Genomic DNA, 23,344 nt, shown 5'->3' on the forward strand with positions numbered 1-23,344 from the left:
TCCGGCTGGCAACTCGTCAAACTGGATCAGCCTTCCCATATGGGGAGGCTGTCCTTTTAACGGAGCATCATCATGACGACCCAGTCCCCCAATCTGTCGTCCATTCTCCTTGGCGGCGGCTGCTTCTGGTGCGTAGAAGCCGTCTTTACCGGTCTGCGCGGTATCATCTCGGCGGAACCGGGCTATGCCGGTGGCTCCGTTGAGAGCCCGAGTTACGAACAGGTCTGCACCGGCCGGACGGGCCATGCCGAAGTCGTGAAAGTCGTGTTTGACCCGGCTGAAATTGGACTGGAAGACGTGCTGCGCGTGTTTTTCACAACCCATGATCCGACGCAGCTCAACCGTCAGGGCAATGACGTTGGCACTCAGTACCGGTCGGTCATTTTTGCGGATGCCGCACAGCAGGAAACGGCCCGCAAGGTCCGTGACGAAATCGCAGCGGAAGGCATCTGGTCTGCCCCGATCGTGACCTCGATCGAAGGACCGGCGCATTTCTGGCCAGCCGAGGAAAAGCACCACGACTACTTCGCCCGCAATCCGCAGACGGCCTATTGTGCCGCGGTTGTTGCCCCGAAGGTCGCCAAGGCACGGAAGCTCTACCGGGATCGTCTGAAGACTCCGGGCTAAGGCACGCACAGGGCCGGGAAAACTTTGTCACGGCAGCGTTCTCCGCTATCGTGACAAATTATGACCCAAGCCAGAACATTTCCCCCGCTTCGTACCCGTCAGGATCGCTATGAGGCGGGTGTGGCCCTGCGCAAGACCGTCAAGCGCAGCAGCCATGCCCTCTGGCTGCCTCCTGCCAACCGGCGCGACCCGGTTGAAATCCTGCTTGAACAGGGGAAGAGCCGGATTGCGGATCTTCTACCTATCCGGCACCAGCGCATGAAAGCGTCCCCGTTCGCATTTCTGCGGGGCGCGGCGGCTGTGATGGCTTCGGATCTGTCCTTCACGCCGCAGACCGGGCTTAAGGTTCAGTCCTGCGGGGATTGCCATCTGGCCAATTTCGGATGCTATCCGTCGCCTGAAGGCATTCCCGTTTTCGATATCAACGATTTCGACGAGACCGCACCGGCCACTTTCGAATGGGATCTCAAGCGTCTGGCTACAAGCCTTGTGCTGGCCGGTCGCGAAGCGTCCATGTCGGACAAGGCGTGTCAGGGTCTCGTGAGTTCTGCGGTTGGCAGTTATGTCGGCGAAATTGCGCGTCTTGCAGCACTTCCGCCGCTGCGGGCCTGGAATGAGCGGGTGGATGTGCGGGACGTCATCAGCCGGATCGAGGATGACGACATCCGGACAGGCATGACGGAAAAGCTCCAGTCCCAGCTTCGGGCGATTTCCAGTCATTTCGGGATGATTGATCCCAAATCCGCCCGGCGCCTGAAAGAACGGCCGCCTTTCGTGACACGCCTGCCGCAGCAGAACGATCTCGTTCGCGCAGCCTTCGCCCGTTATGTCAGCCAGCTCCCCCCGGAACGCAGGATCGTGCTCGACCGCTATGCCCTTCAGGACGTACTGTTCAAGGTGGTGGGCATCGGTAGCGTGGGGACATTCTGTGCCCTCGGGCTTTTCACCACGGCTGACAACGAACCGCTGATCCTGCAGATCAAGGAAGCCCAGTCATCGGTGCTGGAGCCCTATCAGGGCGCGGTGGACATGCCCAATCATGGTGAGCGGGTTGTGACGGGGCAGCGCATTATGCAGGCGGCCTCGGACCCGTTCCTGGGCTGGACGCACACTACGGGGAAACGAACCACCGCACAGACGGGGCGCAAGGCCGGAGGCGGGCGGGATTTCTATGTGCGTCAGACCAAGGACGTCCGCCTTGCCGCTATTGGCGAGAAAATCCAGGACAATCTTCTGCCGGACTACGCTGCCCTGTGTGGGCGGACGCTCGGGCGTGCGCATGGACGCTCTGCGGATCTGGCGATGCTGGCCGGGTATCTTGGAAAAGGACATTCCTTTGCCAAGGCTATTACCGAATTTGCCGTGCTCTACGCCAAGCAGAGCGAGGCGGACTGGAAGGCATTTACGCAGGCCATCGCGGACAAGCGTGTCTTCTGCGCCTGAGGCCGGTGGGCTGGTTTATTCCTCATTTTCCAGATGGAAGCGGTCGGATTCTTCATCATAGTCGAACAGCTCGGCATAGCGTGCCCAGCTGATGGCGGTGGTGAGGGTCTGACGCGCATAGTCCGGGGACATGTTTTCTTCCATGGCCTTTCGGAACCGCGCCGCATCAACGACATGGCTGGACCGCTCGTCCAGCGTGCTGCGGATGGAGCGGAGCAGGGGGAGATGATGCAACAGGGCCGTGCGCATCAGATCCTTGCGGGTATCAGAATCGCCCTCGACGAAAGCCTTGCCATCAGGTGTGAGCAGGATGTCGCCATCTTCCAGTTCAGCCAGATCAAGCAACTGGAGCGACTCACCCAAGGGCAGAAGATCGTCCAGCGTCATCTGAAGCCGCTGCGCCAGTTCAGGAAGATCCGCGCGGCCGGAAAGCGGTTCACTTCCCAGAACTTCCATCAGTCCGACCAGAACCTCGACCGCAAGATCTGGCAGGACGATGGAGAAGGGTGGAAGGGTCGTGCCTGAAGCCGAAGAGGGCTGCACCGGATCCGCCTCGGACACGATCGGCGCACGGCGCGTCATGAGGGTATAGATCTGGTCCACGAAACGGCGGAAATCTTCGTCTTCACGGTTACGCGGATGGGGGAAGGGGACGGCGATCTCGTGTGTCACGCGGCCGGGGCTGGAGGAGAAAATGAGGATGCGGTCGCACATCAGGACTGCTTCCTCGATCCCGTGCGTTGCAAGCAGCATGGCCTTGAGGGGCAGGCGCTTTTCATCCCACAGTTCGATCAGATCGGTTCGCAGGTTTTCGGCACTCAGGACATCCAGCGCCGAGAAGGGCTCGTCCAGCAGAAGCAGGGACGGCTGAAGCGCCAGTGCGCGGGCGAAGGAAACACGCTGGCTGAGCGCTTCGGACAGTTCCTTCGGGTAAGCGTTCTCGTAGCCTTCAAGCCCCATGACTTCGATGGCGGCGTCGGTCATGGCTTCGCGCTCGGCACGGGGCAGGCGGCGCATTTCCAGACCCAGCGCCACATTCTGCCGCAGGGTCAGCCAAGGGAAAAGCGCTCCGGACTGAAAGACCGTCGCCACACCATCCAGAGGCCCGGTTACGGGGGTACCCTGCCAGAAGACCTGTCCTGACATCGGCGGCGTCAGTCCGGCCATGATCCGCAGCAGGGATGATTTTCCCGAGCCGGAGCGCCCGAGCAGGCCCAGGATTTCTCCAGTCCGTACATCGAAGCTGACGTGATCGAGCACGACCAGATCCGTGCTGCTCTCCTTGAGATAGGTCTGGCGACATTCGCGAAGGGACAGGAGCGATTTCATAGGTCTGTGGATTTCAGCCTGAGGTTCAGATCGTGTATTTCTGGGCCGCGTTCACGGCGAGAGGTTGCAGGACCAGCCGGTCCAGCATCATGGACAGAAGCGTCAGCAGCATCAGGGCAAGGATCTGGGCACTCACGGCACCACTCAGCACTTCGGAGAGCAGCCGCGCGCCCAGCCCGCTATCGGCAGGCACGAAGGCCTCCGCCACCATCACGGCATTCCAGACCGGCACGACGGCCGTCAGAAGGCCGCCGCACAATTCGGGCGCGATGGCCGGCAGCAGAAGCCTGCGCCACAGCAGGACGCCGCGCAGTCGAAGCCCTGCGGCGACCTGTCTCAGACCCGAAGGAATGGCTTTTGCCGCATCCAGAACGACGATCCCGATCAGCCAGTGCGCGCCGAGGAACAGCAGCACGACAGCGGAATTGAGCCCGAGTTCCCGGCAGAGAGGGTAAAGCAGGACGGCCGGAAACAGCCCGCAGGCTGCAACAGCTGCGCGGCACAGGTTTCGCAGGGACGACCTGCTCTCGCTGATCAGAAGACCCAGGGGAACCCAGACCAACACGCACAGAACCAGTGTTCCGCAGACATGCAAGAGCGTCAGCATAGCTTCGGCAAGATCCGAAGGAAGCAGTCGGAGAAGACCGGCATGATAGATCGCATAGACGAGTAGAAGCAGCGAAACGACAGGCAGGACCGCTTCGGGAAGCTGCCAGATTGCCGTGGTGCGTTCGGGAAGAATGATCCGGGGACGCCCGATCCGCCAGTTGCCGATCCATGTGAGAGCGCGGCCTATGGTGCCGCTGATCCAGAGCATGGGTTTCGTCCGGCGCCAGATCATCAGCAGCCATGACTGCGGACGTGAGCGCTCCTCGAACGGGCCTTCCGGACGATAGCGCTGTGCCCAGCCCATCATCGGACGCATGATGGCCTGATCGATCAGGAGGATCAGCAGAAGGATGACCACGGAGACTTCGATGATTTGGACAGGGTGATGCTCCAGCGTCGCCCGCAGAACTTCCGCTCCGCATCCGCCTGTTGTCTGGTGGCTCATCAGCATCATTACGCCTTCCGCGGACAGAAGACGGACCCAGAAGGCCGGCATGGCCTGCATGGCCCTGAACGTCGTCAGGGGTACGGCAATCGGCATCTGCAGACGCCAGAAGCGTTGCCAGCCCGTCATGCGCAGACCCGTTGCCACTTCATCCAGCGCGGCAGGGAGTGTGTCCTCCGCATCCAGGACAGCGGTTACAATCCGCCAGATCATGCTTGAGGCCGCAACCAGCATGATTGTCAGGTCAGGGGGAAAGATGGCGGCCAGTATCCCGATCAGTCCAAGGCCCGGAATGGCACGGGCCACAGAAAGAGCGGGGACCAGAAAGGCCCGGAAGCGCGGCCACTGACACGCAGCACCCGATAGAAGCAGGGACGCTCCCACAACAATCACCAGTGACAGGGCGATATGCAGAAGCGTCAGACCGGCCACCTCCCACAGGGGCGGGGTCAGGCTCGGCGGAACGGCGGCAAGGACGGACATGGCCGGGCCGCGATGCGCTACGAGAAGTGCAAGAGCCGTCGCGCAGAACAGGATCGAAAGCTCGATACCGCTCATGCGCTGTCGCCAGCGATGCATGATCCGCATGGGCATGGCCATCGGGCTGCCCGTCATGATGCGCGCGATCCTTCCTCTTGATGGGAGTCAGAGGTTAGAAAGAGAAATCTGGAAGGCTCAAGTGTTTTCTGCATTTCACCGGCCGGATCAGTGGCCGGTGCTGCCAAAGCCGCCTTCGCCACGCGCCGTCTCATCCAGCGTCTCGACCTCCGTCCAGCGCAGGCGGGAGACAGGGGCCAGCACGCCCTGTGCGATCCGGGCGCCACGCTCGACGGTGAAGGGTTCGGTGCCCGCATTCATGACGATGATGCGAAGCTCGCCGCGATAGTCTTCGTCGATGGTGCCAGGCGAATTGGGCAGCGTGATGCCGTGCTTGAGAGCCAGACCCGAGCGGGGACGCACCTGAAGCTCGTAAGCGGGTGGCAGGGCGATGCACAGCCCCGTCGGCACCAGAACGCGCTCACCCGGGGCGATCGTCATGGGAGCATCTACTGCCGCCAGAAAATCGAATCCTGCAGCACCGGCAGTGGCATAGGCGGGAAGGGGAAGGCCTTCGGAATGAGGCATGCGCGTGATGCGCACATCAATCAGGTCTGTCGTCATGGCCTCTGTCTTATCCCGGATCGCGATACCTATGAAGATGGATGGGCAAAGAACGCTGCAATCCTCTGAGCAAGCTGTTCCGCGACGTCCGTCTTGTCCATTTCCGGCCAGCTCTGAATGCCATTATCGTCGATCAGGCTGACGGTATTGCGCATGGCGCCGAACACGCCCTGACGCACATCATTGGCCACCAGCCAGTCGCACCCCTTGCGCAGACGCTTGGCCTGGGCGTTGTCCAGAACATCATCCGTCTCGGCGGCAAATCCTACAACGAGGCGCGGACGTTGGGCGGCACAGCAGAGCGTCGCCAGAATGTCGGGGTTTTCCACGAGTTCGAGTCTGGGCGGTCCGTCACCCGTCTTCTTGATCTTGCCCGGCGCCAGTTCCTTTGCACGCCAGTCGCTGACGGCGGCGGTGCAGACGGCAGCATCGACCGGCAGGGCAGTTTCACAGGCCGCCAGCATCTCGCGGGTGGTCTGAACGGAGATGCGATGGATGCCGTCAGGCACAGAGATCGAGACCGGCCCGCTGATCAGCGTGACGTCCGCACCCCGTACCGCCAGAGCCGCCGCAATGGCATAGCCCTGTCGGCCGGAAGAATGGTTGGACAGGAACCGCACGGGATCGAGCGGCTCGACGGTCGGGCCAGCCGTCACGAGAATGCGGCGTCCGGCCAAAGAGCGGTCCGGCGTCAGGATATGCAGGATGGCATCGCGGATCGCGGATGGCTCGCTCAGACGGCCCGCGCCGACTTCTCCGCAGGCCATGCTTCCCACATCCGGCCCGACAACAGAAACGCCGCGTGCTTCGAGAGCTTTCAGATTGGCCTGCGTCGCGGGGTGTTCCCACATCCGCACATTCATGGCCGGGGCCAGAAGGATGGGGGATGTGGTCGCGAGCAGAAGCGTGGTCGCCAGATCATCGGCAAGACCATGGGCCATGCGCGCCATGATGTTGGCGGTGGCGGGACAGACGACCACAAGATCCGCGCTTCGGGCGAGGGCGATATGGCCGATCTCGCTTTCCTGCGTCGGCTCGAACAGCGCGTCATGCACGCGCTCGCCTGCCAGCGTCTCGAGGCTGAGCGGAGTGACGAAGGCCTTGGCGGCCTCGGTCATGACGGGCGTGACGGCAATGCCTTCCGCCCGCAGCAGCCGCACCAGCTCAAGCGCCCGGAACGCCGCAATGCCGCCCGAGACGATCAGCAGGACGCGGCGCATGGTCTTACAGACGCCAGCCGGAATGAATGGCGGCAATGCCACCGGACAGGTTGCGGTACTGGACCTGCTCGAGCCCGGCATCGCGCATCATCTGCGCCAGCGTTTCCTGATCGGGGAACATGCGGATGCTTTCGGCGAGATACTGGTAGCTCTCGGAGTCCTTGGCGATGATCTGGCCCATCTTGGGCAGAACCTGGAAGGACCACATGTCATAGATCGGCGCGAGGGCTGCGACCTCGACCTGCGAGAACTCAAGGCAGAAGAAGCGCCCGCCTGGCTTGAGCACACGACGCGCCTCACGCAGCACGACGTCCTTGTCCGTGCAGTTACGCAGGCCAAAGGCGATCGTCACGCGATCGACGGAGCAGTCGGGCAGGGGGATGGCTTCCGCGTCCACGACGCAGACCTCGATTTTGCCGATCAGTCCGGCCTTGATGGCGCGGTCCCGTCCCACGGAAAGCATGGCGGCATTGATGTCGGACAGGATGGCCGGACCACCACCGGCACGGAGCCAGCCAAAGGTGATGTCACCCGTGCCACCCGCCAGATCCAGCAGCTTCATGTTCGGGCGCGGATTGAGCATGCCCACGAAAATGCGTTTCCAGACGCGGTGAATGCCCAGCGACATCACGTCATTCATGATGTCGTATTTCCCGGCGACGCTCTCGAACACCTCCCGGACCATCGTCTTCTTCTGGCCGCGCGGAACACTCCGGTAGCCGAAATCGGTGGTGTCCTCGGCGTGTGCGGAGGACTGGAAGGGCGAGGCGTTGTGTTCTGCGCTATCGGTCATGGGGCAATCGATATATCGTTGAGGCCAGCCATGCCAGAGCTTCCAGAAGTCGAAACCGTCATGCGCGGATTTCGTGATGCCTTTGAAGGGCACCGAATCAGCCATGTTTCCGTCAATCGCCCCGACCTTCGTTGGCCGTTTCCCGCTGATCTGCGGGAAAAGCTGGAAGGTCATCACGTTCTCTCGTTCCGCAGGCGCGCGAAGTATATTCTCATGCGTCTTGAAGGCGGGTGGAGCATGCTGCTGCATCTGGGCATGTCGGGCCGACTCACGATTGGCCGGGCAGGGACAAACGCGACTCCGCCAGCTCACGAGCATCTGGTTCTTGAAACGGACAGCGGCGCGCGGGCAGGGCTGGTTGATCCCCGGCGCTTTGGCATGGTCGATCTGGTTCGGACGTCTGAAGAGGACAGCCACCGCCTCCTGGCCCATCTGGGAATGGAGCCGCTTTCGGACGCCATGACCGGTCCGGTACTGGCGGAACTGTTCCGGGGCAGACGTACACCGATCAAATCCGTGCTGCTGGATCAGAAGCTGATTACGGGACTTGGCAATATCTATGTGTGCGAGGCGCTATTCCGCTGCGGCATTCATCCCGAACGACAGGCCTGTACCCTGACAGGAGAAGAGACCGCCGCTCTTGCAGAAGCCATTCCACAGATCCTGGAGCAGGCCATCGCGTCCGGAGGATCGTCCCTGCGCGACTATGTGCAGGCTGACGGCACGAAAGGCGGGTTTCAGGACCTGCATCTCGTCTATGGACGCGAAGGGGCTCCATGCCCGAACTGTGGAGCAGAACATCCGATCCAGCGGATCACACAGGCAGGGCGGTCAACGTTCTTCTGTCCGACCTGCCAGAAATAGGCAGCGTGACAGGAAGATGCCCCCATCCTGTGTAAAATGTGCAAAACGCTTGACGTGACCCGTCCGGACAGAGTAGACGGCGCCAACCATTTACGCGACCAAAACGCAAACTGAACCGAAAGATCCATGGCAAACACAGCTTCTGCCCGCAAGCGTATCCGTCAGAACGAACGTCGCCGTGAGCGCAACGTTGCCCGCATGTCCCGCATGCGTACCTTCATCAAGAAGGTTGAACTCGCCATCCAGGCCGGTGACAAGTCCGCTGCTTCCGAGGCTTTCAAGGTTGCACAGCCGGAAATGCAGCGCGCAGCAGGCAAGGGCGTGATTGCCAAGAACACGGTCAGCCGCAAGCTGTCCCGTCTGTCCGCCCGCGTGAAGGCTCTGGCAACCGCCTGAGCTTCACCTTCGGGTCGGAACTGAAGAACGCGCTCCCCTCCAGGAGCGCGTTCTTTTTTGACTGCATCTCCGAGATCTTTTTCCGGGCTTCTGTTGCCGGGTTGCTCATTGGGAACACTCCCGGGACATCCCGCTGAACCCTTCGTGTTCCAGCTTGCTTCGGGCAGAACGGACGCCTATTCTGGGCGTTCGACAAAAAAGTATCGGATGCTCTGGCCTCTCCGGAAATTCGCCGGCTTTTCTGCTGCAGTTTTTCTGTCGAGAGCGCAACTGCCCTGCGTGCAGGGAACCATAACTGATGCCCGCGAATGCGGGAATGGACATGAAAGGGGGTACAATGGTGGAAAACGCTCAGTATCTGGACGCCAGCGCCTCCGCCCCCGGTTCGACGACATCGCTGGAGACCGCCTGGGTCCGCGTTCGTGAGAAACTGAAGAGTGAGGTCGGCGAGGTCGAATACCGGACGTGGCTCCGGCAGATCGTTCTGGGGCCGCTCGATGAAGATGAACTGACCCTTTACCTACCCACACGCTTTCTCCGCGACTGGGTCCGCAGCCAGTATGAAGAGCGCCTTCAGACGCTCTGGCGTACCGAGCGCGAAGACATCAAGGGCGTTGAACTTCAGGTCAAGCGTGGTCTGCCGGAAGTGCCTGTGGATGATCTGGACGAGGGCGGCGAGGGCACGGGCGAAATCAGCGAAAGCCTGCCTCAGGCTGCCGCACCGGAAAGCCGCAGCGATCTGGCTGTGCCGCTTGATCCGCGCTTTACGTTTGATACCTTCATTGTCGGCAAGCCGAACGAGTTCGCCTATGCCTGCGCCCGCCGCGTGGCGGAAAAGCCGTCGAGCCCCGGCTTTAATCCACTTTTCCTGTATGGTGGCGTTGGTCTCGGCAAGACGCATCTGATGCACGCGATCGGAACGGAACTGACCCGGACAGGGAAGGTCTCCGTGGCCTATATGTCCGCGGAAAAGTTCATGTACCGCTTCATCGCGGCGATCCGTTCGCAGTCCACGATGGAGTTCAAGGAACAGCTCCGTTCCGTTGACGTGCTGATGATCGATGATCTCCAGTTCCTGATCGGCAAGGACAACACGCAGGAAGAATTCTTCCATACGTTCAACGCCCTGGTCGATGCCGGTCGTCAGATCATCGTCAGCGCTGACAAGAGCCCGTCTGATCTGTCGGGTCTAGAAGACCGTCTGCGGACCCGTCTGGGCTGCGGCATGGTGGCCGACATCCATGCCACGACCTTCGAGCTGCGCATTTCCATTCTGGAAGCCAAGGCCAAGGCGTCGGGCACGCATGTTCCGTCCAAGGTTCTGGAATATCTCGCCCACAAGATCACGACCAATGTCCGTGAACTTGAAGGCGCGCTGAACCGCCTGATCGCCCATGCTGATCTGGTTGGACGTCCTGTGACGCTCGATACGACGCAGGATGTTCTCAAGGACATGCTGAAGGCACACGATCGCCGCGTAACCATTGAGGAAATCCAGCGTAAGGTTTCCGAGCACTGGAACATCCGTCTGACAGACATGTCCTCAGCCCGCCGTGCCCGTGCCGTGGCACGTCCGCGTCAGGTTGCCATGTATCTGGCCAAGCAGCTCACGAGCCGTTCGCTGCCGGAAATTGGACGCAAGTTTGGCAACCGCGATCACACGACCGTCATGCACGCCGTCAACCGCGTGACAGAGCTGATGGATCAGGACACGTCCTTCGCCGAGGACGTGGAACTACTGCGCCGGATGCTCGAAGGCTAACCTCGCGAGACCTCCGATCCCTCTCTTTCCCGAGGGGCGGGGGTCTGCTAGGTTCTCTCAATTAATTCAAGATCTTCGCCGAGGCTCGGAATGAAATTCAAGGTTGACCGTACCCTGCTGCAACGGGCTCTGGCGCATATTCACGGCGTTGCGGAAAAGCGGAATACCATTCCCATCCTGGCCAACGTTCTGATGAGCTATCAGGATGACGTTCTGCGCCTGACGGCGACGGATATGGAAATCGCTGTCGTGGAAGATGTTCCTGCGAGCGGCGAGCGTTCCGGTTCCACGACCGTTCCGGCAGCAGTGCTTTTCGAAATCGTTCGGAAGCTGCCTGATGGCGTGGCTCTGGAGTTCGACCATCAGGACAGCGAAGCACCGCTTGCCCTGCGGGCCGGTCGTTATGCCACCAGCCTGAACGTGCTGCCGGTTGATGATTTTCCGGCCATGGTCGCGGGTGATCTGCCGCATCGTTTTTCGATCCCGGCGGCAACGCTCCGTGGGCTGATCGACCGTACGAAATTCGCCATTTCTAACGAAGAAACGCGTTATTACCTGAACGGTATTTACCTGCATGTTGCAGAAAACGGGTCCATCCCGATGCTGCGGGCTGTGGCTACAGATGGCCACCGTCTTGCCCGCGTCGAGACGGAACTTCCGGAAGGCGCGCGCGGTATGCCGGGAGTCATCATCCCGCGCAAGACCATCAACGAACTGCGCAAGCTGCTCGACGAAGGGGCGGCCGATCTAGAAGTATCGCTGTCCGACACCCGCATCCAGTTCCAGGCCGGTCCGGTCCTGCTGACCTCCAAGCTGATCGACGGCACTTTCCCGGAATATGAGCGCGTCATTCCCAAGGGCAATGACCGCATCCTGCGCGTCGGCAAGCGCGACTTTGCCGCTGCTGTTGGTCGCGTCGCAGCCATCAGCCAGGAGCGTTCACGACCGGTCAAGCTGTCTGTCACGCAGAACATGCTGAACCTCTCCGCCACTAGCCCAGATCAGGGTGTGGCGCATGAGGAACTGGATGAAAATGCCGTTTCCTACGACGCTGCGCCGATCGAGATTGGCTTCCAGGCCCGTTACCTGACGGACATCACCGATCAGATCGACGTGGAAGTAGAATTCGCATTTTCCGACAGCTCTGCTCCCACCATCGTCCGTGACACGGCATCGCCTTCGGCGCTGTATGTCCTGATGCCCATGCGGGTCTGAGCACGAGCCGCTATTGAAACTGACCCGGCTCGCGCTGACGGATTTCCGGAACTACACCCATACCGTCTGGACCCCGGATGCCTCCATTCTGGTTCTGACGGGAGAGAACGGTTCCGGGAAAACCAATCTGCTCGAAGCCGTCTCCCTGCTGGCACCTGGCCGCGGTCTTCGGGGAGCGCCACTTCCTGCTCTCTGTCGCAATGGAGCGGACCACTGGGGCGTTGCAGCGACACTTCAGTCCGGACTGGATGAATTCCGGATCGGCACCGGCAGCGATCTGACCGAAAGGCAGCGCCGGACATTCCGCCTTGATGGGGAAAATATCCGCTCTCAAGCTGTAATCGGGCAAAAATTTTCCTGTGTGTGGCTGACCCCGCAGATGGACCGGCTTTTTCAGGAAGGCTCCAGCGGACGACGCCGGTTTCTGGACAGGCTAGTCATGGCCTTATCTCCCGATCATGGGCGGCAGATTGCAGCTCATGACCGGTCAGTTGCCAGCCGCAACCGGCTCCTTTCCGAGCGCCCGACTGAGGCGGCATGGTTGTCTTCCATTGAAGACTCCATTGCCCGCCATGCTGTTGCCGCTTCCGCTGCACGGCTCGCACTTGTTGAGAGCATGAACGCCTATCCATTTGAAAATGATGGATTTTCTGCCAGTACGCTTCATCTGGACTGTGCCATCTCCGCTCGTCTTGGCAGGCAGCCCGCATTGGAGGTAGAGGACTGGATCAGGAGTAGCCTTCAGCAGTCCCGCGATGAGGACCGGCTGCGTTCCGGCACCTCTGTCGGTGCCCATCGCGCCGATTTCACCCTGTCTGACACCGCGACAGGGCGTCCCGCCGAGCTTTCGAGCAGTGGACAGCAGAAAGTCATGCTGACGGGTACGATCCTGACCCATGCACGGTTGATGCGGCAGGAGCGTGGTCATGCGCCGGCGATCCTTCTGGACGAGCCTCTGCTTCATCTGGATGAAGGGCGGCGGCGCGCGCTTCTTGAAAGCCTTGAAGGATTGCAGGCTCCTGTCCTGATTACGGGCACCGATATCGAACCATTTGCGCCAATTGCAGGCCGCGCCCAGTTTTTTTCCGTCAGGAACGGCACCATATCTCCATCCTGACATACCCGCGCCGCTGGCCTAATTGGGCGGCGCAGGCTATACTGACCCCACAGATTTTCAGAGTACCATGGAGACCGTCACGCGCATGTCAGAGACCCAGAACCAGCCCGAGATTCCTGGCGCCGACGGTGAAGATTACGGCGCTTCCTCCATCTCGGTACTAAAGGGACTGGATGCCGTCCGCAAACGTCCGGGTATGTATATCGGTGACACGGATGACGGCTCCGGCCTGCATCACATGGTCTTCGAAATCATCGACAATGCCGTGGACGAGGCCCAGGCCGGACACGCGACCTACTGCATCCTGACGCTCAATGGCGACGGGTCGGTTTCCGTGCGCGACAATGGGCGTGGTATTCCGACGGACCTCCATCCCGAAGAAGGTATCAGCGCCGCCGAAGTCGTGCTGACCAAGCTTCATGCCGGCGGCAAGTTCAACCAGAACTCTTACAAAGTTTCCGGTGGTCTGCATGGGGTGGGTGCGGCTGTGGTGAACGCGCTCTCCGAATGGATGGAAGTGCGCATCTGGCGCAACGGGCTGGAGCACAAGATCCGCTTCCAGCATGGCGAGCGTGACGAAGCACTTCATGTCATCGGACCGTCCACGGAAGACCGCGGCACGCTGGTTACGTTCAAACCCAGCAAACAGACCTTCACGAAGGTTGATTTCGATCTTTCCATCCTGGAGCGGCGCGTCCGCGAGCTGGCGTTCCTGAATTCGGGCATGCTGATCATCCTGCGTGACGAGCGTCATGCCGAGCCGAAGGAAATGCGCTTCCACTATGATGGTGGTCTAAGCGCGTTCGCGGAATGGCTTGATTCTTCAAAAACTTCCATCGTCACTCCGCCGATTACGGGTGAGATCGACAACCCCGAAAGCGGCATCCGCGTCGAGTTCGCGCTGACCTGGAACGACAGCTATCACGAGACGATGCTGTGCTTCACCAACAACATCCCGCAGCGCGATGGCGGCACGCATCTGGCCGGTTTCCGTCAGGCCCTGACGCGCGTTGTTGGCAAGTATGCCGAAGGTGTGGCCAAGCGTGAGGCCGGATCGCTGACGGGCGAGGATATGCGTGAAGGCATGACCGCTGTCCTGTCCGTGAAGGTGCCGGACCCCAAGTTCTCCTCGCAGACCAAGGACAAGCTCGTCTCGTCCGAAGTCCAGCCGGTCGTTCACGCCGCGGCCTCCGATGCGATCTCCCACTGGTTCGAGACGCATCCGAAAGAAGCGAAAGCCATTGTCGCCAAGATCATCGATGCTGCCAGCGCGCGTGAAGCTGCGCGTCGTGCGCGTGAGCTGACGCGCCGCAAGGGCGTGCTGGATGTGTCCTCGCTTCCGGGCAAGCTCGCGGACTGTCAGGAGCGTGACGCCTCCAAGGCTGAAATTTTCATCGTTGAGGGTGATTCCGCGGGTGGCACGGCCAAGCAGGGACGTGACCGTCGCTTCCAGGCCATCCTGCCTCTGCGTGGCAAGATCCTGAACGTCGAGCGCGCCCGGTTCGACCGGATGCTGGGCTCGGCAGAAATCGGAACACTGATTACGGCGCTTGGCACCGGTATTGGCCGTGGTGACGTCGATCAGGGCGGTTTCTCGGCCGAAAAGCTGCGCTACCACAAGATCGTCATCATGACTGACGCTGACGTCGACGGATCGCATATTCGTACGCTGCTGCTGACCTTCTTCTTCCGCCAGATGCCGGAGTTGATCGAGCAGGGCTATCTCTATATCGCCCAGCCGCCGCTCTACCGTGCCAAGCGCGGTCAGGAAGAGCGTTATCTCAAGGATGATGCCGCTCTTGAGCAGTATCTGCTGGACAAGGCACTGGCGAATGCCTCCCTGCGCTTTGCGGATGGTCGGGAGCTGACGGGAGAGCCTCTGGTCGAGGAAGTCGCGTTCCTTTCGGCTGCCGCCCGTCGCCTTCAGAGCATTGCTTCCAAGGTTCCCGTCTGGGTCATGGAGCAGGCCGCCATCTCGGGCGTTCTTGACAACGATATCGCTGTTGCGACATCGCGGATGCCCGAGTTCCAGCGGCGTCTGGATGGAGCTTCGCTACCCAACGAGCGCGGCTGGAAGGTTTCCATTTCGGAAACCGGTCTGGAATGTGCCCGGTCGGTTCGCGGTGTGGGTGAGGTCTACCGGATCGAGCCTTCGCTTTTGCGCTCGGCGGAAGCCCGCTGGCTGGTGTCGGAATGGGAGCGTCTTGCCCGCGATTTCGCAAAGCCTGTCACGCTTACGCTCGACCCCACGGCTTATGAGCTCTTTGGTCCCGCAGCCGTCATGGAGCGCATCCTGCTTCAGGGACGCCGTGGCCTGACCATCAACCGGTTCAAAGGCCTGGGCGAGATGAATGACGAGCAGCTGTGGCACACGACGCTCGATCCTTCGACCCGCACCCTGCTGCAGGTCCGGGTCGGCGATGTGGAAGATGCCGGGCAGGTGTTCTCGACACTGATGGGCGATGTTGTGGAGCCCCGCAGGGACTTCATTGTCGGCAATGCCCTGAAAGTCGCCAATCTTGACGTTTAAGGCTCTTGTCGCAGGAACCGCACTTGCCCTGATGGCCGGACTGGGCTGTAGCCCGGCCCGGGCCGAGGGGCAGGTCAACGCTGCCTATGCCGTTTATCTCAAGGGCTTTCACGCCCTGAACGCGCAGGCATCCTATCAGCTCCAGCCCTGGGGCTATGGGGGCAGCACCCAGATCAAGCCCGCGGGCCTGATCAGCTGGTTCGTGACCATGGACGTGACATCCCGCGTTGAGGGGAAGTTCACGCCCGATGGCAGCGTGCAGCCGGTCCTGTTTGACAGCGGGGGCATTTCCCGCGGCAAGCATCGGCATGTCCGGCTCGAGTTCTCGAACGACACTCCAAAAGTGACGGATCTCCAGCCACCGGAAACCGATCGCGAACCGATCCCCGACAGTTCGCTACCCCATACGGTCGATACGCTGAGCGGTATGGCACGGCTGCTGCATTCCCTTGTGACAACCGGCAAATGTGACGGCTCGCAGATCGTTTTTGATGGGATCCGCCTGAGCGAAATGGTGGTGCATGGCCCCACCGTGGCAGATATTCCGCAAGGGCAGGATGAAGCCTATTCGGGGCAGGCCCTGCGGTGTGACTTTATTGGTCGGCAGCTTGCCGGCTTTGTGAAGGACTCTCCAAACCGGGCAAAACTGGCTGCGCCACAGCCGGGAGCAGTCTGGTTTAAGAAGATCGATGGTCTGGGCGCAGTCCCGGTCCGGATCGAGTTCAATCACCCCAAACTCGGGCGTGTCATGGTTGTCATGCAGCACGCCGTGGCTCCCTGAACGGAGCACTCGAACGTCTTGCAATAATCGGCAATTCGAAGTGATGACACAGTCTGCGGGCTCCGTTTGACGCGGGCCCGCGGTTTGGATACCCCGGGCGGGACATGACCGACAGCACCCATCGCACCACTGCCATTATCCTTGCCGCGGGCCTCGGCACGCGCATGAAATCCCGTCTGCCAAAGGCGCTGCATCGTCTGGGCAACCAGCCGATGATCAACCATCTCATCACAACTGCCCGGCAGGTCTTTGATGATGTGGTCGTCGTCACCGGACCGGACATGCCGGAGCTTGAAAAGGCCGTCCGTCCTTTCAAAACCATCACGCAGATCGAGCGGCTTGGCACGGCCCATGCTGCCAACACGGCGCGGGCCCTGTTTGGCACAGGCGATGTGGCCATTCTCTATGCCGATAATCCGCTCATTACGGCAGAGACGATGCAACGCCTGCTGGCAGCACGCAGGGAAGGCGCCAGTTTGGTGCTTCTCGGAATGCGGCCTGCCGAACCAGGACGTTATGGCCGGATTGTCGAAGATCACGGCAGGGTCGTGAAGATCGTCGAATTCAAGGACGCCACAGAAGACGAACGCCGCATCACGCTGTGCAATGCGGGCGTCATGTGTGCCGGAGCCGACGATTTCCGGACTTGGCTTGCGAATGTCGGCAACGACAATGCCCAGGGCGAATATTACCTGACAGACGTGGTTGAAATGGCCGCGAAAGCCGGACCGGTCGTTTGCGTGGAAGCACCGGAAGCCGAACTGGCGGGCGTTAATTCCCGCTCGGAACTGGCCCGTGCCGAGGCGACGCTTCAGACCCGGCTGCGAAATGCGGCCATGGATGCGGGCGTTACGCTTGTTGCTCCTGAAACCGTGTTCTTGAGCACCGACACCGTTATCGAGGCGGATGTGACGGTCGAGCCGAACGTTTTCTTTGGCCCCGGCGTCAGGGTCCGTTCCGGTGCCCTCATTCGTGCCTTTTCCCATCTGGAAGGTTGCGAGGTTGGGGAAAATGCGATGATCGGTCCCTATGCGCGGCTGCGTCCCGGCACGCTCTGCGCCGCGCAGACGCATGTCGGAAATTTCGTCGAACTCAAGAATGTAGAGCTGGGTGAGGGCGCGAAGGCCAATCATCTGACCTATCTGGGCGACGCCTCGATCGGGAGCGGCACGAATGTCGGAGCAGGGACCATTACCTGCAACTACGATGGCATCTTCAAACACCGGACCACGATCGGAGAGCGCGTGTTCGTCGGCTCTGATTCTATCCTCGTGGCGCCGGTAACCGTCGGGGACGATGCCCTTATTGCGGCCGGCAGCGTCATTACCAGTGACGTTCCCCCCGGCGATCTCGCTCTGGGCCGGGCCCGGCAGACGCTGAAAAGCGGGCAGGGTCTTCAGATCAAACAGTCTCTCAAAGCTCGGAAGGAACAGGGCTGATGTGCGGTATCTGCGGCATTGTTGGACACCAGCCTGCCAGTCCGATCGCGTTCGAGGCGCTCCGCCGTCTTGAATATCGCGGATATGATTCCGCAGGCATCGCCACGCTGACGGCGTCCGGAGATATTGAGCGCCGTCGTGCAGCTGGCAAGCTCGACAATCTTGAGCATGTCCTGAAGGAACACCCGCTGCCTGGTACGACTGGCATTGGACATACGCGGTGGGCCACGCATGGCGCGCCTACGGAAAACAATGCCCATCCTCATGAGGCTGGCCGTGTAGCAATCGTCCATAACGGCATCATCGAGAACTTTGCCGAGCTCAAGAAAGAGCTTGAGGCGAAGGGACGCGTGTTCCGGACCGAGACGGATTCAGAGACGGTTGCCCATCTGGTCGATGACTATCTGGGCCAGGGGCTGGAACCTCGCGATGCAGCCTTTGCCGCGATCAAGCGGCTGGAAGGCGCCTATGCCATTGCCATGATCTTCAAGGATCATGAGGGTCTGCTGATTGGTGCACGCCATGGCGCACCGCTGGCGGTGGGCTATGGCAATGGTGAGATGTTCCTCGGGTCTGACAGCATTGCGCTGGCTCCGATGGCCCGGAAGATGACCTATCTGGAAGATGGCGACTGGTGCGAACTGACCCCCGGTCATGTCACGATTTTCGACATGACCGGCGCGGAAGTCAGCCGTCCGGTTCAGGACCTGACCTTCATGGCCGGACAGGTCGGCAAGGATGGTTACCGGCATTACATGGAGAAGGAACTCCATGAACACCCCGTCGCCATCGGACAGACGCTGAAGCGCATTACCGACCCAGCTTCGAAGCGCATCGCCCTTCCGGAAATGCCGTTCGATCCGGCGCAGGTTCCGCGCATCACCATCACGGCCTGCGGCTCGGCCTATTATGCCGGCATGGTCGGGCGGTACTGGCTGGAATCCCTTGCGCGCATCCCGGTGGAGATCGATGTTGCATCCGAAATGCGCTATCGCGAGCCGCCGCAGCCGGACAAGGGCGTGGCGCTGCTGATTTCCCAGTCGGGCGAGACGGCCGATACGCTCGGGGTTCTGCGAAGCCTCAAGAAGGCCGGGCAGAGCATTGTTTCCGTGCTGAACGTCGAGCATTCGACCATGGGACGTGAAAGCGATCTCGTGCTGGGTATGGATGCTGGGCCGGAAATCTCCGTTGCCTCTACCAAGGCCTTCACGGCGCAGCTTTCCGTTCTGGCGGCACTGGCGATCGACTTCGCACGGGCTCGCGGCACCATGGATCAGGCTCGTGAAGAACGTCTGACGGCTAGCCTGCTGGATCTGCCGTCCCGCGCTGCGGAAGTCTTTACCCGCACAAAGGATATCCAGGCCATGGCGGCCGTTGTGGCACAGGCTCGCGATGTCCTGTATCTGGGACGCGGGATCTGTACGCCGATTGCGTTTGAAGGCGCCTTAAAATTAAAGGAAATCAGTTATATCCACGCGGAAGCTTATGCCGCAGGTGAACTGAAGCATGGCCCAATCAGCCTGATCGACCAGACCGTTCCGGTCGTTGCCATCGCACCGTCCACGATCCTGTTCGACAAGACCCTGTCTAATCTTCAGGAAGCCAAGGCTCGGGGAGGACGCATCCTCGCTTTCACCGATGCAGAAGGTGCGAAGCGGCTGAAGGACGTGGCTGAGCAGGTTGTCATCATGCCGGATGTGGACGCGTTCGTAGCACCGATCCTGTATGCCATTCCCGTCCAGATGCTGGCCTATGAAGTGGCGCTGCTCAAAGGGACGGACGTGGATCAGCCCCGCAATCTTGCGAAGTCCGTTACGGTGGAATGAAGGATTTTCCTATCGGGGGAAAGTTTTCTGCATAGAGTATAACGGCACAGACAGTGAGACGGTGAAGGAAACGCACAGATGGGTGGAGACGCAGTATCCGGCAGAACAACCGGGAATTCAGGCCTGTCTCCCAGCGCATCTGAAATCGCCGTCCGCGAAGCCTTTGTCAGACGACTGGATGAGCAGGGATTTGAAGGCGATATCCATCTTCAGGTCTCCTCCCGTCTGGTGTCTTCCACCGATAACAGCATCTACCAGCGTCTTCCTGCGGCCGTCATTCATCCGCGAACAGGCGAAGACATCAACCGGGCCGTACGCGCCGCTGCCGATGGTGAACTGATCCTTGCGATCCGTGGCGGTGGAACGGGAACCAATGGCCAGTCGCTGACGGATGGCATTGTGCTTGATGTCTCACGGCATCTGGACCGGATCCTCGATTTCGATGCTGAGGCCGGGACGGTCACTGTGGAGCCAGGCGTTATTCTGGCGCGGCTTAATGCGTTTCTGAAACCCCACGGTTTTTTCTTCCCACCAACGGTCTCGACGGCCACCCGGGCCACAATCGGTGGCATGATTGCGACTGATGCGTCCGGCAAGGGATCGCGCATCTATGGCCGGACGTCCGACTATATAGACGCCATGGATGTCGTTCTGTCGGACGGGACTGACCTCCATGTGAGCCCGCTGACAGCTGCGCAGTTGGAAAACCGCGTGAACGGAGCAGGGCTTGCGGCCCGTGCCTATCGTGAAGTTCAGCGGGTTGTCACGGAACAGGCAGACGAAATCCGGCGTGTCTTTCCGGACATGAACCGCGGGCTGACCGGGTACAACCTTCAGAATGTCCTGCTTGAGGATGGAAGCTTTCATCTCGCGCGGCTCTTGGCGGGATCAGAGGGCACGCTTGCCCTGACCAAAAAAGTTGTTCTGCGCGTGAAGCGGCTGCCGAAATACCGTCAGCTCATCGTCGTCCGCTATGCCAGCTTCAATGATACCCTGCGCGACGTGCAGACTCTTCTTCCTGCCAATCCTTCTGCGGTGGAAGTGCTGGACGATCGCGTTCTTGCCAAGGCCCAGCAGGACGTGATCTGGCATTTGCTTGAGAGCGTTCTGGGCAACAAATCTGCACTTCCGGTCAAAGGCATGAGCTTCGTCGAGTTCGTTGGAGACGATCTGGATGTTTTGCAGGAGCAGATGGCTCATGCGGTCATCTTGCTTGAGAACTCTCCCCACAAACCCATTGATCATAAAGCAGTTTCAGATCCGAGCATCATTGCGAACCTCTGGACTTTGCGGGAAAAGTCGGTTGGTCTGCTCGGGCGTCCGGACGGCCATCGGCAGGGTGTTCCCTTCGTTGAAGACACTGCCGTTCCTCCGGATGTGCTGCCTGAGTATGTGAGCGAGTTCCGGGACATTCTCGATGGTTACGGGCTGTCTTATGGCATGTTCGGACATGCGGATGTGGGCTGCCTGCATGTCCGGCCGTACCTGAATATGCTGACCGTAGAAGACCGCGCACTGATCCGCCCGATTTCCGATGCTGTGGCCAATCTGACGAAACGACATGGCGGTCTGCTCTGGGGCGAACACGGGCGTGGCTTCCGTGGTGAGTTCTCCCCGCTGTTTTTCGGCGAGACGTTGTTCGCGGAACTCTGCCGGATCAAGGATGTCTTTGATCCCAAAGATATTTTCAACCGCGGCAAGCTGGCACCCGGTGGGGCGGGTTATCCTGTAGACCGGATCGACGGCATCCCGTTCAAGGGACGTTTCGACGAGGACATTGCTCCCGCGCTCCGCGAACCCTATGCGCTTTCCATAAGCTGTAATGGTAATGGCGCCTGTTTCAACCGTGAGTCGGACATGGCCATGTGCCCGTCCTACAAGGCCACGAAAGACCGGTCCCAGTCTCCGAAAGGTCGCGCGCTTCTGATCCGGAGCTGGGCCAGGCTACGCTCACTGCCGCAGGACGCCCCCGATCGCAGCATGCTTCCGGCCCTGACGGACGAACTCAAGGATGCGCTGGATACCTGCCTGTCCTGCAAGGCCTGTGCGACACAGTGCCCGATCCGTGTGGACATTCCCTCCATGCGTTCGAAATTTCTTGCCAGCTATTTCCGGGACCGTCGCAGGCCGATCCGCGATTATCTTGTCTACTGGCTGGAGCCGCTTCTGGCTGTAGGCCGGACGATCCCGACGCTGGCCAATTTCCTGATGCATAATCCGCTCTCGCGGGCCGTTCTGTCGCGGTTCGGGCTGGTGGATCTTCCGCACCTGCATCCGGCGCAACTGGATGCGGACAGCCGGATCAGCCGTTCGTGGTTGCGGCGCAACCGCGGCAATCCGCGTGCGGTCGTGCTGATGCAGGACTCATTTACAGGCAGCTTTGATGGCGGTCTTGTCGAGAACGTTTATACGCTTCTGACGGCTCTCGGGCTGGATGTGAGGGTCACGCCTGTCTGGGACAATGGCAAAGCCCGTCATGTTCTGGGATTTCGCAGAGGCTTTGGCGTTACGGCCCGCCAGACGCTTCGAAACCTGCGCAAACTCGCAACATTCGACATTCCGGTCATTTCGCTGGATGCTGCAACGGGGCTTATGTTCACCCAGGAATATAAGGACGTTGCAGGCGAGGCGCCGATACCGGCCGTTATCCCGCTGGAAACGTTCCTGCGGCAGCAGATAGAGCAGGGGATGTTGCAGTCCGCACAGATCAAAAACCTGGCGACCCCCATGACTGTCATCTCCCACTGTACGGAACAGGCTGCACGACCGGAAAGTGCCGGGGACTGGGCCTTTATCCTCGGTCATTTCGGCGTGCCGGTGCAGGCGGGCAAAGCGGGATGTTGCGGGATGGCCGGGCTGTTCGGGCATCAGAAAGAGCATGTCGACCTGTCACGGAAGATTTTTGATCAGAACTGGCGGACCAAGGTCGAAAAGCCAGTCCTCGCGACCGGATTTTCATGCCGCTGCCAGACAGAGCGCATGGCCGGTCATCGCCCGGCCCATCCGGCAGAGGCTCTGCTCGCCGCTTTGCAGGAACGGTCCTGAAAACAGGACGTTAATAAAGATATGGTATCTCTGGACGCATCCGGTCCGAACTGTAACAGTATGGTCCAGTCTGATGATGCGCCACCTTGTATGCAGGCCTGTGGAGTACGAACGTGATGTCTTCCCTTCCGTCAAGGATCTATGCCGTCGTTGACCATCCCCGCTGGGTGGAACGGCTTGGTGGTGCAGGCCTGCGCTTCATCGAGCTTTACCTGCGGGACCTTCCGGAAGAGGAAATCAGGGCGCAGGCTCTGCTTGCCCAGGAACTTGCCGCACGTTTCAATGTGTCTCTGGCCCTGAACCGCTACTGGCAGACCGCCATCGAACTGGGCTATGAGTGGCTGCATCTTGGCCCGGAAGATCTGGAAACGGCCGATCTGGACGCGATCCGGACAGCTGGCATCCGGTTCGGGATTTCCACCCATACCCGTGAGGAACTGGAAACGGCGCTGGCCTGCAAGCCGGATTACATTTCCTTTGGCCCGGTCTGGTCCACGCAGCTTCGGGGCGTGGAACTTGAGGGGCGTGGGCTGAAGCAGCTGGCGGAATGGCGGAAGCTGTGCGGAAATGTTCCGCTTGTCGCGATTGGCGGGATTAACGTGTCCCGTCTGGAAGACTGTCTCAAAGCCGGAGCCGATACCGTGGCCGTCATGAGCGACTTCATCGGCCATCAGGATCCGGAAGGACAGGTCCGGCGCTGGCTCGAGGCCGTCTCGCGGGAGACCATATCAACTTGAAACAC

At 60.5% G+C, this 23,344-nt stretch carries 18 protein-coding genes; 13 read left to right on the top strand and 5 right to left on the bottom strand.

The genetic code is table 11. The features are described 5' to 3' along the window. Window positions 1-72: 72 nt before the first annotated feature. Both msrA and HKD24_RS01705 read left to right on the top strand, forming a co-directional pair. Window positions 73-627, top strand: a complete 555-nt coding sequence (gene msrA / locus HKD24_RS01700; RefSeq protein WP_194258745.1) for a peptide-methionine (S)-S-oxide reductase MsrA — start codon at window positions 73-75, stop codon at window positions 625-627. 60 nt (window positions 628-687) lie between these two features. Continuing rightward, entirely contained in the window at window positions 688-2,070 is a 1,383-nt protein-coding gene (locus HKD24_RS01705) for a DUF2252 domain-containing protein (RefSeq protein WP_194258746.1), read from the top strand. 15 nt (window positions 2,071-2,085) lie between these two features. Here HKD24_RS01705 and HKD24_RS01710 read toward each other — a convergent pair whose 3' ends face one another. From HKD24_RS01710 to HKD24_RS01730, 5 genes are all read right to left on the bottom strand, one after another. After that, window positions 2,086-3,399 carry an ABC transporter ATP-binding protein gene (locus HKD24_RS01710; RefSeq protein WP_194258747.1) on the bottom strand — a complete coding sequence of 438 codons (1,314 nt, stop codon included), beginning with the start codon at window positions 3,397-3,399 and terminating at the stop codon, window positions 2,086-2,088. A gap of 25 nt (window positions 3,400-3,424) precedes the next feature. After that, window positions 3,425-5,068, bottom strand: a complete 1,644-nt coding sequence (locus HKD24_RS01715) for an ABC transporter permease family protein (protein ID WP_194258748.1) — start codon at window positions 5,066-5,068, stop codon at window positions 3,425-3,427. Window positions 5,069-5,158: 90 nt separating this feature from the next. After that, the gene (dut, locus tag HKD24_RS01720) at window positions 5,159-5,614 is read right to left on the bottom strand and encodes a dUTP diphosphatase (protein ID WP_194258749.1); all 456 of its coding nucleotides are present in this window, start codon (window positions 5,612-5,614) and stop codon (window positions 5,159-5,161) included. Between the two features lie 29 nt (window positions 5,615-5,643). After that, on the bottom strand, window positions 5,644-6,834 hold the full coding sequence (gene coaBC / locus HKD24_RS01725; protein ID WP_194258911.1) for a bifunctional phosphopantothenoylcysteine decarboxylase/phosphopantothenate--cysteine ligase CoaBC: 1,191 nt from the start codon (window positions 6,832-6,834) through the stop codon (window positions 5,644-5,646). A 4-nt stretch (window positions 6,835-6,838) separates the two neighbouring features. Then, on the bottom strand, window positions 6,839-7,627 hold the full coding sequence (locus tag HKD24_RS01730) for a class I SAM-dependent methyltransferase (RefSeq protein ID WP_194258750.1): 789 nt from the start codon (window positions 7,625-7,627) through the stop codon (window positions 6,839-6,841). Window positions 7,628-7,657: 30 nt separating this feature from the next. Here HKD24_RS01730 and mutM point away from each other — a divergent pair, with 30 nt between their 5' ends. From mutM to HKD24_RS01785, 11 genes are all read left to right on the top strand, one after another. Continuing rightward, window positions 7,658-8,491 (top strand): bifunctional DNA-formamidopyrimidine glycosylase/DNA-(apurinic or apyrimidinic site) lyase, encoded by an 834-nt coding sequence (mutM, locus tag HKD24_RS01735; protein WP_194258751.1) that lies wholly within the window; start codon window positions 7,658-7,660, stop codon window positions 8,489-8,491. 126 nt (window positions 8,492-8,617) lie between these two features. Continuing rightward, on the top strand, window positions 8,618-8,887 hold the full coding sequence (gene rpsT / locus HKD24_RS01740) for a 30S ribosomal protein S20 (protein ID WP_062510301.1): 270 nt from the start codon (window positions 8,618-8,620) through the stop codon (window positions 8,885-8,887). Between the two features lie 322 nt (window positions 8,888-9,209). Beyond that, entirely contained in the window at window positions 9,210-10,649 is a 1,440-nt protein-coding gene (gene dnaA, locus HKD24_RS01745; RefSeq protein WP_228124104.1) for a chromosomal replication initiator protein DnaA, read from the top strand. A 90-nt stretch (window positions 10,650-10,739) separates the two neighbouring features. After that, window positions 10,740-11,864 (top strand): DNA polymerase III subunit beta, encoded by a 1,125-nt coding sequence (gene dnaN / locus HKD24_RS01750; protein WP_011251605.1) that lies wholly within the window; start codon window positions 10,740-10,742, stop codon window positions 11,862-11,864. Between the two features lie 13 nt (window positions 11,865-11,877). Beyond that, complete coding sequence (gene recF / locus HKD24_RS01755; protein ID WP_194258752.1) at window positions 11,878-12,981, top strand: DNA replication/repair protein RecF; 1,104 nt, start codon at window positions 11,878-11,880, stop codon at window positions 12,979-12,981. An 85-nt stretch (window positions 12,982-13,066) separates the two neighbouring features. Further along, window positions 13,067-15,511: a DNA topoisomerase (ATP-hydrolyzing) subunit B gene (gene gyrB / locus HKD24_RS01760; RefSeq protein ID WP_194258753.1), complete on the top strand. Its 2,445-nt coding sequence runs from the start codon at window positions 13,067-13,069 to the stop codon at window positions 15,509-15,511. Further along, window positions 15,501-16,292 carry a DUF3108 domain-containing protein gene (locus HKD24_RS01765; RefSeq protein ID WP_194258754.1) on the top strand — a complete coding sequence of 264 codons (792 nt, stop codon included), beginning with the start codon at window positions 15,501-15,503 and terminating at the stop codon, window positions 16,290-16,292. Before gyrB ends, HKD24_RS01765 begins: the two co-directional genes overlap by 11 nt. A gap of 104 nt (window positions 16,293-16,396) precedes the next feature. Further along, the gene (gene glmU, locus HKD24_RS01770) at window positions 16,397-17,731 is read left to right on the top strand and encodes a bifunctional UDP-N-acetylglucosamine diphosphorylase/glucosamine-1-phosphate N-acetyltransferase GlmU (protein WP_194258755.1); all 1,335 of its coding nucleotides are present in this window, start codon (window positions 16,397-16,399) and stop codon (window positions 17,729-17,731) included. After that, the gene (gene glmS / locus HKD24_RS01775) at window positions 17,731-19,557 is read left to right on the top strand and encodes a glutamine--fructose-6-phosphate transaminase (isomerizing) (RefSeq protein ID WP_194258756.1); all 1,827 of its coding nucleotides are present in this window, start codon (window positions 17,731-17,733) and stop codon (window positions 19,555-19,557) included. Before glmU ends, glmS begins: the two co-directional genes overlap by 1 nt. Window positions 19,558-19,635: 78 nt before the next feature. Then, window positions 19,636-22,602 carry an FAD-binding and (Fe-S)-binding domain-containing protein gene (locus tag HKD24_RS01780; protein ID WP_194258757.1) on the top strand — a complete coding sequence of 989 codons (2,967 nt, stop codon included), beginning with the start codon at window positions 19,636-19,638 and terminating at the stop codon, window positions 22,600-22,602. 116 nt (window positions 22,603-22,718) lie between these two features. Further along, window positions 22,719-23,339 (top strand): thiamine phosphate synthase, encoded by a 621-nt coding sequence (locus HKD24_RS01785; protein WP_194258913.1) that lies wholly within the window; start codon window positions 22,719-22,721, stop codon window positions 23,337-23,339. Window positions 23,340-23,344 lie beyond the last annotated feature (5 nt).

Source organism: Gluconobacter vitians (assembly GCF_015244565.1).
Taxonomy (GTDB): domain Bacteria; phylum Pseudomonadota; class Alphaproteobacteria; order Acetobacterales; family Acetobacteraceae; genus Gluconobacter; species Gluconobacter vitians.

Bases quoted from the DNA above. Each gene is read 5' to 3' on its own strand.
- msrA (WP_194258745.1), top strand. From the start codon at position 73: ATGACGACCCAGTCCCCCAATCTGTCGTCCATTCTCCTTGGCGGCGGC.
- HKD24_RS01705 (WP_194258746.1), top strand. From the start codon at position 688: ATGACCCAAGCCAGAACATTTCCCCCGCTTCGTACCCGTCAGGATCGC.
- HKD24_RS01710 (WP_194258747.1), bottom strand. From the start codon at position 3,399: ATGAAATCGCTCCTGTCCCTTCGCGAATGTCGCCAGACCTATCTCAAG.
- HKD24_RS01715 (WP_194258748.1), bottom strand. From the start codon at position 5,068: ATGACGGGCAGCCCGATGGCCATGCCCATGCGGATCATGCATCGCTGG.
- dut (WP_194258749.1), bottom strand. From the start codon at position 5,614: ATGACGACAGACCTGATTGATGTGCGCATCACGCGCATGCCTCATTCC.
- coaBC (WP_194258911.1), bottom strand. From the start codon at position 6,834: ATGCGCCGCGTCCTGCTGATCGTCTCGGGCGGCATTGCGGCGTTCCGG.
- HKD24_RS01730 (WP_194258750.1), bottom strand. From the start codon at position 7,627: ATGACCGATAGCGCAGAACACAACGCCTCGCCCTTCCAGTCCTCCGCA.
- mutM (WP_194258751.1), top strand. From the start codon at position 7,658: ATGCCAGAGCTTCCAGAAGTCGAAACCGTCATGCGCGGATTTCGTGAT.
- rpsT (WP_062510301.1), top strand. From the start codon at position 8,618: ATGGCAAACACAGCTTCTGCCCGCAAGCGTATCCGTCAGAACGAACGT.
- dnaA (WP_228124104.1), top strand. From the start codon at position 9,210: ATGAAAGGGGGTACAATGGTGGAAAACGCTCAGTATCTGGACGCCAGC.
- dnaN (WP_011251605.1), top strand. From the start codon at position 10,740: ATGAAATTCAAGGTTGACCGTACCCTGCTGCAACGGGCTCTGGCGCAT.
- gyrB (WP_194258753.1), top strand. From the start codon at position 13,067: ATGTCAGAGACCCAGAACCAGCCCGAGATTCCTGGCGCCGACGGTGAA.
- glmU (WP_194258755.1), top strand. From the start codon at position 16,397: ATGACCGACAGCACCCATCGCACCACTGCCATTATCCTTGCCGCGGGC.
- glmS (WP_194258756.1), top strand. From the start codon at position 17,731: ATGTGCGGTATCTGCGGCATTGTTGGACACCAGCCTGCCAGTCCGATC.
- HKD24_RS01780 (WP_194258757.1), top strand. From the start codon at position 19,636: ATGGGTGGAGACGCAGTATCCGGCAGAACAACCGGGAATTCAGGCCTG.
- HKD24_RS01785 (WP_194258913.1), top strand. From the start codon at position 22,719: ATGTCTTCCCTTCCGTCAAGGATCTATGCCGTCGTTGACCATCCCCGC.